Origin of the sequence: Alienimonas californiensis (genome assembly GCF_007743815.1) — a bacterium.
GTDB lineage: Bacteria > Planctomycetota > Planctomycetia > Planctomycetales > Planctomycetaceae > Alienimonas > Alienimonas californiensis.
The window spans coordinates 5,338,541-5,356,301 of record NZ_CP036265.1 but is presented as its reverse complement, the minus strand read 5'-3'; the positions used below and the strand labels follow the sequence as shown (position 1 = coordinate 5,356,301).

The following is a 17,761-nucleotide window of genomic DNA, read 5'->3' as shown; positions in this document are numbered from 1 at the left end:
TTCTCGAAGGGGCGGGCGGGCTGGGTTCAGGCGCCGTCCGGGTCGGTTCGACCCAGGGCGAACGCCCGGTGACGGCGGTGGTGGCGGAGGTGAAAGTCGTTGCCGTTGCGGCGGTCGAAGGCGACGGCGAGGGCCTCCGCCTCCGCGTTCATCGCCGCCGCCAAGGCGTCCGGGGCCGCCTGTCCCGCGCGGCCGGCCAGCGGGGCGAGGGAATCGCCGGCCGGCAGTCGCAGGGCGGGGACGGCGTCGAGTTCCGCCAGCGCCGCGACGGCCGGCGCCGCCGCGGTCAGCAGTTCCATGCGGTTGTCCGGGCTGACGCCCTCGGACAGCGCCGCACAGCGGATCAGCAGACGGCGGAGGGCGTCCGCGGCGTCGGCGACGCTCAGGTCCGAGGTTCCGCCGCGGCGAATCAGATGAGCGAGGAATCCCACGTGCAGCCCCGGCATCACGACCCAGAACGGGCCGGACCGAATGCCGGACGCCGCCGCCCGATACCGCCGCACGGCCTCCGGTAAGGCGTCCCGCAGGGCAAGGGGGCGGAGGATCAGCGCCTCCCGCGGGCCGCAGAATTCGAAGCGGGTGCAGTGCAGATCGTCGTCGATCAGCCGGCGGACGAGCCGCAGCACGGCGGGCTGATCGTCGGCGCACCAGGGGAGCATCAGTTCGTGCCGCAGGCGGCAGTGCGGGCACTCGGCGAAGTGCCCGCCCCATGGATCGGACATCTGCCGCAGTAACTCCGCGGCCCGGTCCAAGTCGCCGGTCGCGGCGGCCAGCCGGAACAGCCCGCCGGCGATCTCCGAGGCGTGCCGCCCCGCGGCGGCGGCCCGGCCGGCGTAGTCCTCGCCCAGCTCGCGCAGCCGGCTCCGCGGGATCTCCGGGAAGCTCGTCGCCCCGCCCAGCAGCATGGGGAAGGCCAACAACAGTTGGTCCTCCAGGGCGAAGCGGCCGGGTTCGGCGTCGACGTCGGCCAGCAGGCGGGGGAAGGCGGCGAGGGCCACGTCGAACCGGTTCGTCATCACCGCGGCGTCGAGCAGCCCCAACCGGGCGTTGAACGCGGCTTCGGCGGACCCCTCCGCGTCCGCCTGCCGGGCCAGTTCCGCGAACGCGTCCACGCGGCGGGCGTCGTAGGGCCGGTCGGCGGCGTCCTCCAGCGCTTGGTTCAGGTCGTCCGTCATCCGCCGTGACCCGGCCGCGGGAGCGGATCGCCGGAGGCCTCGACCTCTTCCCACAGGTCCCTCAGGCGGTCCCGCCGCGGCGTCGGCACGCGGTCTACGCCGCTGCCGGGGCCGAAGACGAACGCCCGGTTCCCCGCCGTCTCCACCGCCAGGTAGGCGTTGCCGTTGCGGGCCGCGAAGGCTTCGTCCAGCCGGTCCGCTTCGGCGAGCAGCGGGGCGACGACCTCGGAGGGCCGCCGCGGCGAGGGGTTCTCCGACAGTTCCTCCCCCGGCAAGAGCAGCGGGGCGGGGGCGTCGCGGTCGGCGGCGGCGAGGGCCTCGCAGGCGAAGCCGCAGGCCTGATAGGCCTGCCCGCGGAAGCTCGGCCCCATGCCGGGCGCCGTCCGCAGCAGCCGACGGACGCGGGTCCGCAGCCGGCGGACGTCTTCGTCGGTCATCCGCTCCGGCGTGCGGGCGAGGCGGCGGGAGGCGTATTCGGTCAGCAGGATGTCCCCGAACAACCAGGAGCCGGAGCGGGCGTCGGCCTCGGCGAAGTTGCGGTCGGCTTCCTCCTCCGCCCCCGCCCAGATCAGCGGCCGCAGGGACCATTCGAGGAAGGAACTCCGCCACATCCACGCCCCCGGAACGCGGTTGGCGATCACCGGCCGCATCGCCGCCAGCGCCCGTTCCGGCTGGGCGGTGTAGATACCGGCGAGGGCCTCGCCGTCCCACGACGGCGGCAGATCGGCGGCGGCCCGGGCCCGCTTCATCGCCACGCACAGGGCCGGCACCGCCTCCAGATCGCCCAGCGTGCCGCGGGCGTGCAGGCGGGTCTCGTACATGTCCGCCTCGTCCCCGCCTAGCGCCTCGACCCGGCGGGCGAAGTCGTCCAGCAGCGCCTCGACCCGCTCCCGGGGGATGGAGGGGTAGCGGGTGGTGTACCGCAGGACCTCGGCGTAGGCGGTGAGGAGCCGGTCGGGCGGGGAGCCGTTCGCGGCGGCGGCGTCGGGGTCGGCGTCGAAGTCCGCCAGTAGGGCCGCGAAGGTGGGCAGCACGCGGTCGTCGCCCAACTCCGTGCCGGCGGCAGCGATCAGCAGCGCCCAGCGGGCGCGACGCAGACGGCCCGGGTTTCCGGCCGCCTCGGTGCGGCGGGCCAGGTCCGCCAAGGCCGCGACCTTCGCGGCGCCGGGCGGCATCACCTCCAGCTCGAACAGTTCGCTGAAGAACGGATCGAGCGGGCTGCCGGCGTCGGCGTCCGATTCAGCCATCGGCCCCCCCGCGGTCGCTGGAACTCCCGGCGCCTGGGCCGTTCCCGCCGACGCCGCGGCCCTCGACGGCGGCGGCGATCAGGCCCAGCAGGCTGTCGCCAAACAGTTCGAACTCCGCCTCGCCCAGCGGGTAGTGCCCGAGCATCAGGCTCTGGACGTACAGCAGTTCCACCGCCGTCCGCACCGTGCCGCGGGCCACGGCGCCGCCTTTTTCGTCCGGCGTGGCGGCGGTGGCGGCGAGGTTCCGCACCAGCGGGTGCGCCCAGTTCAGGCACAGCCGCGGGCCGTCCACCTGCGGCCGGCCCGCGGCCATGTCGTCCAGCACGCTGCCCCACAAGTCATCGGCCTGTTCCTTGGACCGCTCAACGTCGCGGAGGAATTGGGCCTCCGCCCCGATCGCGTACAGCGCCGGCAGCGTTTGCGGATCGAACCGCCGCACGTCCGGCGTGCAGTCCAGGGGGGCGAGGGCGTCCGCGGCGACGTTCAGCAGGTCGGCGGCGGCGTCCCAGGCGTCGTCGTCCAGTTCGCTGAACTCCTCCGACAGGTCCGCCGCGGTCACCTTCTCCGTCGTCACCGGCAGCGTGTCCGGCAGGGATTCGAGCAGTTCCTGCTCGTCCGTGTAGCAGGCGTTAATGACGACCATCCCTTGGGCGCTCGCCACCGGAGCGAGTTGGCGGAACTGGTCCATCGTCGCGGCGAACCGCAGCCGGTCGTCGGAGCGTTTGCGGATCTCCTCCAACCGCAGCCGGCCGGCGGTGGTCTCGAAGGGCAGCCAGTCGGCGGCGAGCTTGCGGAACTCCTCGTCCTCCACGGCCAGCCGTTTGACGGCCCGGTAGTGCACGTCGATCAGCCGGTGCAGGCGGTCGCGGTCCTTGGCGGCCCACCGCAGCAGCGTGCGCCGCAGGCTCATGCCCAGTTCCTCCCGGGCGGCGGCGAGGTCCTCGTCGTCCCGCAGTTCCTCCCGGCTGGCGGTGGGGTGCAGGCCGTCGGCGTTCAGCACGCAGGTCACGAAGAAGGCCCAGTCCGGCAGCAGGCCGTCCGCCTTCTCCGAGAGCAACATCCGCTTCAGATAGACCCGATGATCGCCGGTCCGGCTGCGGACGGTCGATTCCGGCCGCACCAGCGCCACTCCGCGAACCTTGCCGGCGTCGGACTTCACCGGGAAGGCGTCGAGGAACGACTTGCCCAGCGCCCCCTCAGCCCATTCCAACAGGCCCTCGCGGTCGGCGGGGGAGTCCGTGGGGAAGCGTTCCCAGGGCGGGGTTTCGTTCAGCAGTTCGTCCGCGGCCCCGTGCTTGAAGGTGACCGGGAAGGGTAGCAGGGAGCCGTAGGAGGCGGCCCGCTTCTTCACGACTTCCGGCTCGAAGTGCTCCAGCCGATCCTCCCGGGCCCGCAGGAACACCTGCGTGCCGGGGGCGAGGTCGACGTTCAGCGTGCGGACGGTGTAGGTGCCGTCCGCCCGGCCGCGCCACTCGACCGGCTGCGACCCCGGCATCACGCTGCGGGTGACGGCGACGATCTCCTCCGCCACCAGGAACCCCGCCAGCAGTCCGATGCCGAACCGGCCGATGAAGCTGTCTTCCTGCAGGTCGCCGCGCTTGGCGCTGCGGCCGATCTTGGCGAGGAACTCGTGCACCTCCGGCTCGGTCAGGCCGACGCCGTTATCCCGCACGCTGAGGGTCGGCGGATGCTGCGTGCCGTCCTCCGTCGTGCGGCCGGGCAGCAGTTCCAACGTCACCCGGCCGTCGGACAGGTCGAAGCCTTCGTCCTTCGCCGTGCGGGCGGTGAGGGCGTCCACGCCGTTCTGGAGCAGTTCCCGCACGACGACCCGCGGGCCGGAGTACAGGTGCTCGCTGAGCAGTTCGATCACGCCCCGCAGGTCGACCTGAAACCGGTGATCGCTGGAACCGGCGGGTTCGGCGGCGTTCGCGGGGTCGGCGGGCACGCTCATGACGGGAGGGTACAAAAGGACGGGACGGCGGGCGTCGGACCCGGGTAGGATAACCGGCGTTCGCCCCCAGGAACGCCCGCCCGTGTTCGCTTCCGCCGCTCTGTCCGTTCTTCTCGTGGCCGTCCCGGCCCCGCCGCCGTTCGGCGACGGCGGTTCGGTCGACCCGTCCGTCGCCCGGGCGAGCGCCGCCGAGGCCGCAGTCGCGCCCCGCACCGTCCTGCTGATCGCGGGGAAAGACGACTCCCACCCCGCCGGCACGCACGAATACGAGGCGACCGTCACGGCGCTGGCGGATTATCTGAAGGACTCCAACGTCGGCGAACGGCTGAAAATCGAAACCGCCGTCGGCTGGCCGGAGGACCCGACGGCGCTGGGCCGGGCCGACTGCGTGTTCCTCTATTCCGCGGGCGGCGACCGCAACGAGAAAGACCACCCGCTGCTGGTCGGCGATCGCTGGACGCAGCTCGAAACCGCCGCGGCCCGGGGCTGCGGCGTGGTGTTGCTGCACTGGTCCACCTTCCTGCCGGACCGGCTGGACGCCTCCGCGATGAAGGTCGTCGGCGGCCGGTTCGACTACCAGGGCGGCGACGGCAAGAACGGCTGGGAGAGCCGCATCAACTTCGCCGAACCCACCGTCGACGTCACCGCCGGGCACCCGGTCACCGAGGGCGTCGAGCCGCACAAGTTGCACGACGAGTTCTACCACCACCTCGCCTTTCCCATGGCGAAGGCCGGCTGGACGCCGCTGCTGAGCGCCCCGCTGCCCAACGACGACGGCACGAAGGCGGAACAGACCGTGGCCTGGGCCCTGGAGCGGGCCGTGAACGCCGGCGGACCGACGCACAGGGCGGTCGGTTTCACCGGCGGGCACTTCGAGAAAAACCTCTCCGGCGCCGGGCAGGGCGAGGGGGAGGAGGGGGCGGAGCCGAATCACCGCCGGTTCCTGCTGAACGCGATCGTCTGGACCGCCGGGCTGGAGGTGCCCGCGGGCGGGGTGCGGACGTTCGACGAACTGTGGACTCCCGTCAGCCGGTCCGACGCCAAGTTGCCCTACGAAACCGAGGGCGAGCCGGACTGGATCGACGACCGCATCCGCCGCACCGACCCCGGCCCGTTCTCCTTCAGCAGCCTGACGCTGCCGGACGGGGAGAAGATCCTCAAAGGGGTGGCGATCACCGTTCCGGCTGCCGAACCGGGCGCCGACCCGGAGCGGCACCTGTGCGTGGATACCCTCACCGGCGTCGCCCGTTGCGGCTGGCGTGGACCGTTCCTTGACCACAGCGACCGGCGCTACGGGCTCATCGACCTGCCGAAGTTCGGCGCCTCCTGCGACTGGGTTCTGCCGAACTCTGCCCGTTGGACGGTCGGCGGCGAGGTCGCGGACGTGCGCTACGACGCGCTCACCGCCGACGCATCACACGTCACCCTGCACTTCACGATCGCTGGGGAGCCGGTGCGATTCGTCGCGGACGGGGCCGGATTCGGATATCGCTTCGAAGTCGGTCCGGGCGGAGAGAATCTGAAGGCCCCGGCGGGGGGGCCGCGGCTGCGGATTCTGGACGACGCTCTTCCGCCCCTCCCGGCCGACCCGAACCCGCGCTGGAACGGCCCGCTGGTCACGGCCGGCGAACTGGGGGAGCCGATTGAGGAAGCCGGCGGGGCCTTCGCCGTCGACACCGTCGAACTGCCGTTCACGAACCCGCACGAGGCCCTGCTGTATCTGTCCGGCCTCGGCTTCGCCCCGGACGGCACGGCGTACGTCGCCGCCGCCCACGGGGACGTCTGGCAGGTGAAGGGGCTCGGCGGGGACCTGTCGCGGATCGAGTGGCGGCGGTTCGCCACCGGGTTCTACCAGCCGCTCGGCCTGACGGTGCGGATTACGCCGGAGGGCGAAGCGGAGGTTTTCGCGCTCGGCCGCGACCGCATCACCAGGCTGATCGACGTGAACGACGACGGCGAGGCGGACGTCTACGAGAGCTTCAACGCCGACCTCGACATCCTCGGCCAGCCGCACGCCTACGCCATGGGGCTGGAGACCGACGAGGCCGGCAATTTCTACTTCCTGAAAAGCGGCTCCGCCCAGACGAAGCAGGGCGGCTGCCTGGTGCAGGTGACGGCCGACGGGTCGCGGATGAACGTCGTCGCCACCGGCTTCCGGCACCCCAACGGGCTCGGGTTCTGCCCGGACGGGTGCTCCGTCGCCGGGTTGCTGACTGCCGCGGACAACGAGGGCAACTGGGTCCCGGCCACCCCGCTGCACCTGATCGACCCGGGCGTGGCGGTCTCCGACGCCGAAGCCGCCGAGTACTACGCCGGGTTCGTGCCCACCGCCCACCGGGAGGCCGCGATCGCCTTCGACCCGCCGGCCCTGTGGCTGCCGCGGGCGGTGTGCACCAGCGCCGGCGGGCAGTGCTGGGTGCCCTGCGGAGAGCGGGGCGAAAGCTGGGGCGAACTGGCCGGTTCGATGCTGCACCTGTCGTTTGGTCGGTGCACGGCGAACCTCGTGCTGACCGAGGCCCTGCACGCCTCCGGCGTCCCGCGGGCCCAGGGGGTCGCGATGCCGCTGCCGGGCGTGCAGTTTCTGGCCGGCGTCTGCCGCGGGCGGTTCTTCCCGGGGACCGCGGACCTGTGGGTCTGCGGGTTGGACGGTTGGCAGACCGCGGCGGTGCAGGACGGCTGCCTGCAACGCCTCCGCCGCACCGAGGCCCCGCTGCGTCTGCCGACCGCCGTCCGCACGTACCGGGACGGGCTGGAACTGCGGTTCGCCACGGAGCTGACCGACGCCGCCGCCGACCCGGCCGCCTGGCAGGTGGAAGCCTGGACCTACCTCCGCAGCGCCGACTACGGCTCCGACGAACTGCGGCCCTCGGATCCGGAGACCGAGGGGCACGACCTCTGGCCGGTCGCGGAGGCGACGCTCTCCCCGGACGGCCGCAGCGTGTTCCTGTCGATCCCCCGGCTTGAACCGGTGATGCAGTACTCGGTGACGGCGGATCTCGCCGCCGCCCCGGACGAGCACGCCGACGCCGCCCCGGTCCCGGTGCGCCTGTTCGGCACCATCCACCACGCCGGCGAGCGTTGGTTGGGTTGGGGAGAGGACTGATGGGGAAGGCGCCGCCGATGAGCCGGCCCGGCCGGCCGGGCGTTCGTCGATCGTGACCCCCTCGCCCCCGACCGCCGCCTCCGACGACGCTCCCACGGCGGCGTTCGAGCCGGTTCGCCCGATCACGCTCCTCGCCGGGGACGACGATCGGGAAGAGCGGCTCGACGCCGTGCTTGCCGAGCTGCTGGACGACCCCAACTCCGCGGCCCGAGCGGCGGCGTACGAGCGGCACCCGGACCTCGCCGACGATCTGCGGTCGTTCTTCTCCGGCCACGACCGGCTCCGCGACGCCGCCGGCCCGCCCGTCGGCGACGCCGATCAGTGCCCGCCGCCGCGGTTCGGTAACTACGAACTGGTCCGCGAGCTGGACCGCGGGGGGATGGGCGTGGTCTGGGAGGCCCGGCAACTCGCCCCGCCGCGGCCCTGTGCCGTGAAGGTGCTGCGGGCCGGGCCGGACGAACTCACCGCGGCGGACCTCGCCCGGTTCCGCACCGAGGGGGCCGCCAGCGCCGCCCTGTGCCACCCGCACATCGTCCGGGTGTACGAAGCCGGCGTGCTGCCGGCGGACGCCGGCGCCCCCGGCAGTCGGCCGCGGGCGTTCCTGTCGATGGAACTGGTCGCCGGGCCGAACCTTTCCAACTACGCCGCCGGTTCGCCGCTGCCCCCGCGGGAGGCGGCGGCGATTCTGGCCGACGTGGCGGACGCCGTCAGTCACGCCCACGCCCGCGGCGTGCTGCACCGCGATCTCAAGCCGGCGAACGTCCTGCTGGACCTCGCCGCGGAACGGAGCTCCAGCGGGTACGGCAGGCCGGGCAATGACGAACCCGACGCCCGCGGGGCGCCGGTCGCGAAGGTGGCGGACTTCGGCCTCGCCAAACGCTTCGGCCCGACGGCGGTCGACGGCAGCGGCGAGGCGGTCACGGTCGATTCCGGCCAGACCCGCACCGGCCAGATCGTCGGCACGCCGGGCTACATGGCGCCGGAGCAGGCCGTCGGCCACGACCGCGGCGGCGTCGCGGTGGGCGTGGCGGCGGACGTCTACGGGTTGGGAGCGATCCTGTATCACCTCCTCACCGGCCGGGTGCCGTTCACGGACGAAGGGGACGGACCGATGGGCGTGCTGCGGCGGGTGCTCGACGCCGACCCGCTGCCGCCCCGGTCGCTCAATCCCCGGGCGGCCCGGGAACTGGAGGCCGTCGCCTTGAAGTGCCTGCGGAAAGACCCACGGTCGCGGTACGGCGGGGCCGCGGAGGTCGCCGCGGAGATGCGCCGGTTCCTCGCCGGAGAGCCGGTGCAGGCGGCGGGCGGGGGCGCCGGCGGGCTGGCGTACCGTGTCGCGGGCGCTCTGACGGCCAGCCGACACGAGGATCACTTCCGCTACTGGGGCCGCTCCCTGCTGGCGTTCGCGGGGGTGGTGGCCGCGGCCCACGTCGTCATCTTCTTCGCGGAGCGAGCCGGGTACGGCTTTCTCGTCGCCCACCTGTTGCCCGCCGGGGCGATGCTGTTGGGGTTGGCCGCCGTGCTGTGGTGCGCGCGCCGAAAAGGGCACGGCGTACTGCCGACCGACAGCGTCGAGCGCCCCATCTGGGCCGTCTGGTCCGGCTATCTGGTCGCCCGCGGGATGCTCACGGTGATGGCTTGGCGGCAGGGCTGGGACAGCGGCGTGACCTACGGCGTGGCGTCGCTGATGGCTGGGGCGGCGTTCTACACCCTCGGCGGGCACGCCTGGGGCGTCTGCTACCTGATCGCCGCGGCGTTCTTCTCCGCCGCCCTCCCGCTGGCCGCGGTCGGCCCGTGGGCGGTGCCGGCCTTCGGGGCGATGTGGACGGCGGTGCTGCTCTGGCTCGGCCTGCGCTACTGCCGCATCGACCGCCAACGCCGCGAAGAAGCGGCCGGGGCGGGGGAGTCCCTCGGACTCTGACGAGGGAACGGTATGGTCTCCCCTCTCCCTTGAGGGAGAGGGGCCGGGGGTGAGAGTGACGCACGGTTCACACGCCCCCGCTCTCTGCGGTGATCGGCTGTCGGAGGGGCGAGCGAAGGGGGCTGTGAGGAGCGTCCGGGCGCCGCAGCCCCCTCACCCCCGACCCCTCTCCCCCAAAAGGGGGAGAGGGGAGTCCCGTTCCTGCGGGCGCGAACCGATCTTGACTGCATCGCCGCAGGTGTGCGACGCGCCCCGCATGAGCGCCGCCCCGTCCGATCCGCCCGCCGCCGCTCCCCCCGCTGAACCGACTTCCGCGACGGGGGCCGCGACCGCCACGCTGCTGCGGATCGGGCGTTGGATCGACCGGGGGAACCTGCTGACGCTCGGCGGGTGGGGGCTGTTCGCCGGGTCGACCGTGCTGGCCGCCGCCCTCGCCGCCCCAGAGCCGGTTCCGTCGGAGCCGGTGCAGACCGCGGACGCCCTGCCGGCGCCGGCCGTCGCCGAGGAAACAGATGTCGCGGCGCATGAGCAACCGCCGCCGGCCTCCGCGCTGCCGGTGCGGGTGGCGTCGCTGCCGGGGGCCGGGCCGGTCCGCCGCTGGCCGTCGCCGCCGGAGGACTACGAACCGCCGCCGATCCCGTTCCAGTCCAATCCGGGCGAGAGCTGCCTCGATCCGTTCGGACCCTGTGCGGAGCCGCCGGCAGAGGTGAACGTCGAACAGAGCGCCTTGCCGCCCCAGGCCGTGGCTGAGTCTGATCCGCTGGACCCCTGGGCGGACGCCCTCGCCGATCTGCCGCCGGCCGCCGCGGACGATCTGACGGCGATGCGGGAGCAGTTCGGTTCGCTCGTCCCCTTCGCCCCGCTGCCGCAGACGCCCGCCTCGCTGACCCCGCCGACGCCGACGCCGCTGGCCGACGAGCCGGCGGCACTGCTGGCTCCGTCCGAGAGCGATCTTGCGGGGCTGCGAGCGATCGTCGCGGCGGGCCGGGCGAACCTCGCCGGGGCTTTCACGCCCGGTTTCCGGCGGGTCGAACCGGCCGGAGCCGACGGCGTGCGGGTCGTCCTGACCCCCGGTCCGGTGAAGGAGACCGGCCGTCCGCTGGACCTGGCCCTGATCGGCCCGGGCTGGTTCGCTCTGCTGCCCAAAGAGGGGGGGGCAACTCCGGTCCTCACCCGGGACGGGTCCTTCTGCGTGCGGAACGGGCTGCTGGTTCTCGCCTCTCACCCGGACCGCCGCGTGCGGGGGGCGGACGGGGAGCCGATCGCGGTTCCCGACGAGCTGACCCGCGTCTGGGTCGACGCGTCCGGGGCCGTGCTCGGCCGGTCTCCCGACGAGAACGGCAGCGGGGATGTGGAGGTCGGCCGAGTAGCCGTCGTCGCCCCGGCGGACGTCGCGGCGGTGGAGCCGCTCGGCGGGGCGCTGTACCGCCCGCTCGGCCCGGTGCATCCGGCGCCGGACTGCACGGCGCAGACCGGCTGCCGTGAGGGCTCCAACGTGGACGTGCCCGACGAGATGGCCCGCTTCGCCCTCGCCCACGACCTGCTGGAACGGTTGGAGGGCGCCCGCACCCGTGAGTTGACCCAGCGGTACAAGGAACAGTGGGGGCTCACGGTCACCCGCTGATCGCTTGTCCGTCGCGCGCGAACCGGGGTGGACCGGGCGCTGCGACGCGTTCTACCACCGCCGCCCCGCCGTTCGTCCCCTCGACCCGCATCCGAGACCGGCCCGTGACCGCCCGTCGCCCCTTTCGTTCGCCGCTGCCTTCCGCCCCGTCGCGGCTGGTCCCGGCGGCCCTCGCGCTGGCGGTTCTGCTGTCCGCCGCGGCCCCGGCGGTCGGCGGCGTGGAGTGCGATCGCACCAAGCGGTACACGCTCGGCAAGCAGAACGGGCCGTACATGATCATGGTCGCCGCGATCTCCCCGCTGCGGGGCGGCAACAAAACCGGCCTGACCCCGTCGGCGGCGGCCGATCAGGTCTGCTACGAACTCCGCGAGCAGGGCATCCCGGCGTACGTCTACGACGTGCCGACCGAAACGCAGTCGCTGTCCACCGTCAGCCGTGACGGCGAGGAGCGGGAACGGCTGATGGCCACGATGCGGGGCGGCGTCTGCGTGCTGGCGGGGAACTTCAAGTCGGCCGACGATCAGGTCACCCAGTCCTGCCTCACGGCCATCAAGACCAAGGCTAAGTGCCCCACGCTGGAGCCGGTCGCCGCGGACGGCGGCTACACCCGCACGCGGGGCGGCGGCTTCTTCCAACGGACGCAGGGCCACACGGGTTCGCCGCTGTCCCGGGCGTTCGTCACCGTGAACCCGCTGCTGGACGCCGAACAGGTGCGCCAGCTTCGCAAGATCCGCGACCCGCTGCTGACCGCGCTGAACGCCGGCGAGGAATACTCCCTGCACCGGTGCCCGGGAAAATACAGCGTGGTGGTGAAGGAGTTCCGCGGGAAGACGCTCACGCAGGTCAGCGGGACGGAGACGGAGGACATCGGCGATCGGGTTGCGGTCTCCGACGACCTCAACGACGGCGGCCGCGACGCCTGGGAACTGTGCCAGATCCTGCGGAACCGCGAGGGGCACGAGGCGTACGTCTGGCACGACCGCTACCGCAGCGTGGTGACCGTCGGCAGCTTCGACTCGGCGCAGGACCCGGCGGCAATCCGCGTGGCCCGGCAGTTCGCCGCTCAGCCGGACCCCACGTCCGGCGTGCCCGAGCCGACCATCGTCGCCGTCCCCAAGGGCGAGACGGACGTGCGGTTGGCCAAACGCTTCTGGCTGCTGGACGCCGTCCCCTACGCGATGCCCGTTCCGAACATGTGAGCGGCAGCGCCGGTCGCCCCCGCGGTCTGCTCACCGCTTCGCCCCGGACTGCTCGTCCGGGGCGTTTTCATGCGCAGCGTCGTGCGGCGGCGCCGGGTCCCGGGCGATCATGCGGAAGGGGACGCTGCGGACGACGGCCTTCACCAGGGCCCGCGTCGTGGCGCCGTTTTCCGTCGCCTCGGCGACGACGCGGTCGATCGTGCAGTCGTCGCCGTCCTCCAGGCTGCGTCCCAGGGCGTAACCCAGCAGCTTGGCGGCGAGGTGCCGGACGACCCGGTCCTCCTGCTTCAACAGGACTCGCCGGAGCCCCTCCGGCCCCTCGAACGCTTCGCCGTCCGGCAGGGTGGCGGAGGCGTCGATCGGGGCGCCGCCCTCCTCGGTCCGCCAGCGGCCGAGGATGTCGTAGTTGTCGAGCGCGAACCCCACCGGGTCCATCAGGTTATGGCACGCGGAGCAGGCCGGGTCGGCCCGGTGACGGGCCAGCTTCTCCCGCACCGTGCCCTTGGAGTTATTGCCGCCCTTCAGCTCCGGCACGTCCGGCGGGGGGGAGGGCACCTTGATCCCGAGCAGCGTCTCCAGCACCCACGCCCCCCGCAGCACGGGGCTGGTGCGTTGCGAATAGCTGCTGGCCAGCAGCGCCCCGCCGAGCCCCAGCACGCCCCCGCGGCGGGCGCGGTCCTCGCCCTTCAGATCGAAGCGGCGGAAGGCGGAGTCGACCTTCTTCTCGTGCATCCACTTCTTGCCGCGATCGGCCGTCTTACCGGCGTCGCCGCGGAGCTTCTCGGGCGGCTCGGCGAGGCCGTAGTGGTACGACAGGCGCTCGTTGACGACGGCGTAATCCGCGTCGATCACCTCCCGCAGCGGGCGGTCCTCCCTCAGCAGATAGAGGAACCATTCCGCCGGTTGGGCGTTCAGATCGTCCAGCAGTTCGTCGCTGAAGATCGCCCGGAAGCGGTTGACGTCCGGGGCGATTCGCCCGCCGACCTCGCGGGTCCCGAGCCACTGCCCGGCGAAGTGCTTCGCCAGGCCGTTGGCCTTCGGGTCGGCCAGCATCCGGTCCACCTGGGCGTCCAGGACGGCCGGGTCCGACAGTCGGCCGGCGTCGGCCAGTTCGAACAGCGCCTCGTCCGGCATTGAGGCCCAGAGGAAGTAGCTCAACCGCGAGGCGAGGGCGTGGTCGTCCACCAGTTGCGGTTCGCCCTCTTCCGATCCGTCCGCCGGGGACCCGCTCTCCTGCGGCGGTTCAGTGCGGAACAGGAACTTCGGGGAGAGCAGCACGCCGCGGGCGGCGAGCTTGACCGATTCCTCCCACGGATCGCCGCGGCGTGCGGAGCGGTCGTAGAGCGTCATCAGGGCCTCCACCTCCGCCGGCTCGACCGGCCGCCGGAAGGCCCGCCGGGCCAGCCGGGCGAGGGCGTCCCGGGCGCCGGCCCGCGGGGCGTCCGGCCGTTGGTAAGGGGGGACGCCCAGCAGCCGTTCATGGGCGACAAGGGCGTCGTCGCGGGGGGCGTCCGGGCGATCGTCCCAGACGCCGATCCCGTTAATCCGCAGCGGCGACTTGCCGGGATTGGTCAGTTCCAGCACGTGATCGCCGCGTTCCAACCGCAGGGTCGCCTTGGCCCGGGGCGGCACGCCGCCGGCGTCGTCCACGGAGAGCGCGCCCACCGGCACGCCGTCCACGTTCAACGTCACCGGGCCGGCGGCGTCCCGCTCGAACTTCACCGCGACGGTGACGTCCGCGGCGACGTACACCGTCAGCGGCGCCGACAGCGTCTCGCCGGGCTTCAGCGTCCGCGGGGCGTCGGCGTTCTCCTCGGGAACGGGCCGCAACTTCGACGGGGGGATCGTGTGATTGAGCCGCGGCGTGGAGATCGCGGCGTCCAACACCTCGGCGGTCGCGGCGAGGTAGCGCTCCAGCAGGATCGGCGAGGAGAACAGCGTTTCGCCGTTGTTGTCGAAGCCCTCGCCGCCGGCGCCGTCGGCGGGGAAGTCCTCGGCCGGCCGCAGGTCGACGTACAGCAGGTCCCGCAGCGTGTTGTCGTACTCCTGCCGGTTCAGCCGCCGGGCGACGACCGGCCCGGCGTACGGCCCGCGCTCGCAGGCGGTGGCCCGTAGGAAGCCGTCGATCCAATCGGCCAGCTCCCGGCGCTCGTCCTCGGTCGGTTGGAACGCCGAATCGGCCGGCGGCATCGTGCGGTTGCGGAGTTGCTCCGCGACGCTGCCCCACAGGCCCCGGGCGTCGTTGATCGCCCCGTCGGTCGTGGCGGCGAGGAAGTTGACGTGGTTGTCCTCGTCGTCCGGGGCGTGGCAGTCCCCGCAGTACTCGACGAGTTGGGGCCGCACGACGTCCGCGTAATGCGTCGCGGACTCCGGCGCCGGGTCCGCCGCCCCCGCGGTCAGCGGGACGAGGAACGGGCCGCACGCCGCGGCGAACAGCGGGGCGAAGCGCGCGGCGGGAGCGAAACGCACGGGCGAGACCGGAAGCGGGGGGCGGGACGGCGCCGGCCGAAGGCGGCGCGCGGGCCCGTATGCTACGTCTCGCGGGAGGGGGGCTCCACCGGGTCGCCCGCCCGCCTCACCCCGCGGCGCTGCGGCGGACGCGGGCGGCGAGGTCGGCGCTGAACGCCGCGGCGTCCTCCGGGGCGATCTCCTCCGGATCGGTGCGGAGGTGAAGTTGCAGGCGGCCCCCGTAGCTCGCGGCCAGCACGGTCGCCCGGGTGAGGGCGCGACCGGGAGAGCCGGTGGCGTACTCCGTGACCGTCAGCGCGTCGGCGGGGTCGGCGGCGGGGGCGTGCAGCCGGCCGCGTTCGTCCCGCAACTCCGGCGGGATGACCCGGGACAGATCGCCGATGTTTGACAGTACCGCGGTGGCGTAACAGGTTCCGTCGAACATGCCCCCCGGCGGCCGTTTCAGCAGGCGGTAGGAGAGCAGGACCGCCTCCACGAAGCGCCGGCCGCGCTCGGTCTGGCGGACCCAGCTCATCTCCTCGTGAACCGAGCGCAGCAGGGCCTCCGGGTCGTCGGCCAGTGCCGTCGGCCGCGTGACCAGGGCCATGCCGATTTTGTTGACGACCGTCAGCCCGCCGCCGCGAACTCCGCGGGACTGCGACCGGCGGAGCGCGGCGGGCAGGTCGGCCTCGTCGCGGAGGTTCACCGGCACGTTGATCCGCACCGCCGCGGGGCTCCCGTCGAGCGTCGCGCCGGCGTTGTCGTAGCGGGCGTTGTGCTCCCGGACCGTGAGGAACACATCCCGCAGCAGGAGGTCGTTCAGCGTCATCCCGCGGGCCTTCGCAGCGGCCCTCAAACCGTGCGTCTCCGCCTCCGTGAAGGAGACGGTGCGGGGGGGCGACACGGCGTCGACGGGGGGGACGCCGGCCGCCTCGGCGTCGGCGCCGGGGGGCGGTTTCGCGGAGACGGGCTTCCCCCGCGACCCGGGCGCCAGCGGCAGCGTCTTCGTGCGCTTCATCCGCCGGGCGCCGATCAGCAGGTGCCCCCACACGCCCAGCCGCCCCTTCGGCAGGCCGGGCAGGAGGCCGGACGGTTCGTACAACTGGCCGCGATGCAGCACGCGCTCCGGATCCGGCGGAGCCGGCACGGGAACGCCGCCCAATGCCGCCGAAAGGTGGGCGAACAGGTCGAGGAGGAAGGTGATCCCGCCGAGGGCGTCCGCAACGCTGTGATGCACGGCCGCCGACAACCGGCAGACCGGCGTGCCGTCGGCGTCCGGTTCCTCGTCGCGGACCCAGACGCGTAGGCCGATCTCGCGGCGGACGTCCAGCCAGTGCCCGAGCGGATGCGTGCGGGGCGTGCCGGCCGGGGCCCGATCGACGGCGACCGTCATGTCCGCGGGGGCGGGAACCCAGACCGGCTCCCGGCCGGAGTCGTCGACGATCCGGCAGAGCAGGGGGTGCCGGCGGCGGGCCGCCTCCAGGGCGCCCGCCAGCAGGTCGTCGTCCAGCCGGCCGCGGACGACCAGCTCGTGAATGCCGGTCATCGGGTGGGACGGCCGGTCGTCGTCCAGCATGAACCGCTCCACCGGGGTCAGCGACAGGCGGGCCGGCAGGCCGTGCGTCGCGGTCGCCGCGGTCGCCGCGGTCGGCCCCGGCCCCGGCCCCGGCCCCGGGGACGCGGCGGCGGGGGGCTCCGCGGCGGCGGGGGGGGCGGACGCGACGTTCAAGACGACCTCGGGGGACTCGGGCTCAGGCGCCGGCTGTGACGGCCTCCGACGCGGCGGCGACGGGCTCGGTCGCCGCCGACGGATTGGGGGGGGCGCCGTCCGGCGTGATCTTCCCGGGAATGAGTTCGGAGCCGGCGTAGTCGGTCCACGGCACGGACTCGTTTTTCCGAACCGTATCCGTACCCCGAATGATCACCGGACGCCAGTTCGTCAGGTCGTAGACCCGGTTCATCTGCGACGCCTTATGGAATCGCTTGCCGGGCCGGTAAACCTGCACGTCGGTCGGGACGACGCGGAAGTTGAACGCCATCCGGTTGGAGTCGGTGCGGTTGGCGTCCGAGCCGTGGATCGCCCGCTCGGTGAAAATCAGCACCTCGCCGGGCTCCATCTCAATGTAGTGCACGTCCTCTTCCTTCACCTCGTAGCAGGGGCCGTAGTTCACGGCGTGGAAGCCCACGTCCCCGCCCAGCCGCATCCAGCGGGTGCGTTCCGTGACGCTGCGGGTGTCCACCTTCAGACAGCCGTTCTTACGGGTGCTGGGGTCGGCGGGGATCCAGACGGTCAGCATGAACAGATTGTTGATGTCCGGCGGGAAGACGCTCGGCTCGCCGAACTCCTCCTCGAACATGTAGGTGCTGGCCTGGTGCCAGCCGACCGGGTTGTTGCCGGGCGGCTTGTGGAACAGCTGGCTCCGCCAGGTGAGCAGATTCGGCCCCAGCAGTTGGGCGCAGCGGTCGGTGATCGCCGGGTGGGCGATCAGGCGCATCATCTCCGGCATCTCGAGATGGCGGTCCCGGTGGGGATCGCCGCCGGGATAGACCTGGCTGGGCTGGCCGCAGCGTTCCAGCAGGCGACGGCCGAAGTCCTTGATCTGCTCCGGCTCGAACGCCTTGAAGGGCTTGAGGTAGCCGTTGCGGTAGAACGCGGCGAGGTCCTCCGTGGACAGCTTGTTCTCCGGGGCGACGTCCTCCGTCTTCGGCACGAGCGGGTCCGGCACGCGGAGCTGGCACATTTCGTCGTGCGGCAACTCCGTGCCGCCGCTGGCGATGTACCGGTCCATCATCTCCCGGTTCCAGTACTTCCGGATGCCCTTCAGCTTCTTGGAGGGCGTCAGCGAGAGCGGCGCCCCCATCGAATCGGCGGCCCGCAGACCGCGCATGACCTGCGTGGAAACGGCGCGATGCCACACCCCGCCGGGTTTGAAGGCGCTGAAGGCGGACTTGGTCGCCATGGGGGCCGGAACTGGTCGAAAGGTCGGAACAATGAGGGGCGTCGGGGCGGCGAGACCGCCGGCCGGCGCGGTGCCTAGTGTAGGCGGGGGACGCGGTGAAGAACCAATTCCGCCCTGACCCGTGCCGATCGAA

10 protein-coding genes are annotated in these 17,761 nt (G+C 72.9%); 4 read left to right on the top strand and 6 right to left on the bottom strand.

Going from position 1 to position 17,761, the window contains the following annotated elements; all coding sequences use genetic code 11:
- Positions 1–26: 26 nt before the first annotated feature.
- The 3 genes from CA12_RS21255 to CA12_RS21245 are packed head-to-tail and all read right to left on the bottom strand — an operon-like array spanning position 27 to position 4,367.
- Positions 27–1,175, bottom strand: coding sequence for a hypothetical protein (locus CA12_RS21255; RefSeq protein WP_145361118.1), 1,149 nt, complete (start codon positions 1,173–1,175; stop codon positions 27–29).
- Positions 1,172–2,422, bottom strand: a complete 1,251-nt coding sequence (locus CA12_RS21250) for a hypothetical protein (protein ID WP_145361117.1) — start codon at positions 2,420–2,422, stop codon at positions 1,172–1,174. The genes CA12_RS21255 and CA12_RS21250 overlap by 4 nt, the downstream gene beginning before the upstream one ends.
- Positions 2,415–4,367 carry an HSP90 family protein gene (locus tag CA12_RS21245; protein ID WP_207622065.1) on the bottom strand — a complete coding sequence of 651 codons (1,953 nt, stop codon included), beginning with the start codon at positions 4,365–4,367 and terminating at the stop codon, positions 2,415–2,417. The genes CA12_RS21250 and CA12_RS21245 overlap by 8 nt, the downstream gene beginning before the upstream one ends.
- Before the next feature lie 88 nt (positions 4,368–4,455).
- Here CA12_RS21245 and CA12_RS21240 point away from each other — a divergent pair, with 88 nt between their 5' ends.
- The 4 genes from CA12_RS21240 to CA12_RS21225 all read left to right on the top strand — a co-directional run bounded on the left by CA12_RS21240 (position 4,456) and on the right by CA12_RS21225 (position 12,220).
- A complete protein-coding gene (locus CA12_RS21240) occupies positions 4,456–7,476 on the top strand; it encodes a hypothetical protein (protein WP_145361115.1) in 3,021 nt (1,006 codons plus the stop codon).
- A 52-nt stretch (positions 7,477–7,528) separates the two neighbouring features.
- Positions 7,529–9,397, top strand: coding sequence for a serine/threonine-protein kinase (locus tag CA12_RS21235; RefSeq protein ID WP_145361114.1), 1,869 nt, complete (start codon positions 7,529–7,531; stop codon positions 9,395–9,397).
- A gap of 256 nt (positions 9,398–9,653) precedes the next feature.
- A complete protein-coding gene (locus CA12_RS21230) occupies positions 9,654–11,021 on the top strand; it encodes a hypothetical protein (protein ID WP_145361113.1) in 1,368 nt (455 codons plus the stop codon).
- Between the two features lie 104 nt (positions 11,022–11,125).
- Positions 11,126–12,220, top strand: coding sequence for a hypothetical protein (locus CA12_RS21225; protein ID WP_145361112.1), 1,095 nt, complete (start codon positions 11,126–11,128; stop codon positions 12,218–12,220).
- Positions 12,221–12,250: 30 nt separating this feature from the next.
- Here the strand turns inward: CA12_RS21225 and CA12_RS21220 are convergent, their stop codons facing one another.
- From CA12_RS21220 to CA12_RS21210, 3 genes are all read right to left on the bottom strand, one after another.
- Positions 12,251–14,689 carry a DUF1592 domain-containing protein gene (locus tag CA12_RS21220; RefSeq protein ID WP_145361111.1) on the bottom strand — a complete coding sequence of 813 codons (2,439 nt, stop codon included), beginning with the start codon at positions 14,687–14,689 and terminating at the stop codon, positions 12,251–12,253.
- 106 nt (positions 14,690–14,795) lie between these two features.
- Entirely contained in the window at positions 14,796–16,397 is a 1,602-nt protein-coding gene (locus CA12_RS22315) for a hypothetical protein (protein WP_165700914.1), read from the bottom strand.
- A gap of 22 nt (positions 16,398–16,419) precedes the next feature.
- Entirely contained in the window at positions 16,420–17,628 is a 1,209-nt protein-coding gene (locus CA12_RS21210; protein ID WP_145361110.1) for a phytanoyl-CoA dioxygenase family protein, read from the bottom strand.
- Positions 17,629–17,761: the final 133 nt, after the last annotated feature.

Bases quoted from the DNA above. Each gene is read 5' to 3' on its own strand.
- CA12_RS21255 (WP_145361118.1), bottom strand. From the start codon at position 1,175: ATGACGGACGACCTGAACCAAGCGCTGGAGGACGCCGCCGACCGGCCC.
- CA12_RS21250 (WP_145361117.1), bottom strand. From the start codon at position 2,422: ATGGCTGAATCGGACGCCGACGCCGGCAGCCCGCTCGATCCGTTCTTC.
- CA12_RS21230 (WP_145361113.1), top strand. From the start codon at position 9,654: ATGAGCGCCGCCCCGTCCGATCCGCCCGCCGCCGCTCCCCCCGCTGAA.
- CA12_RS21210 (WP_145361110.1), bottom strand. From the start codon at position 17,628: ATGGCGACCAAGTCCGCCTTCAGCGCCTTCAAACCCGGCGGGGTGTGG.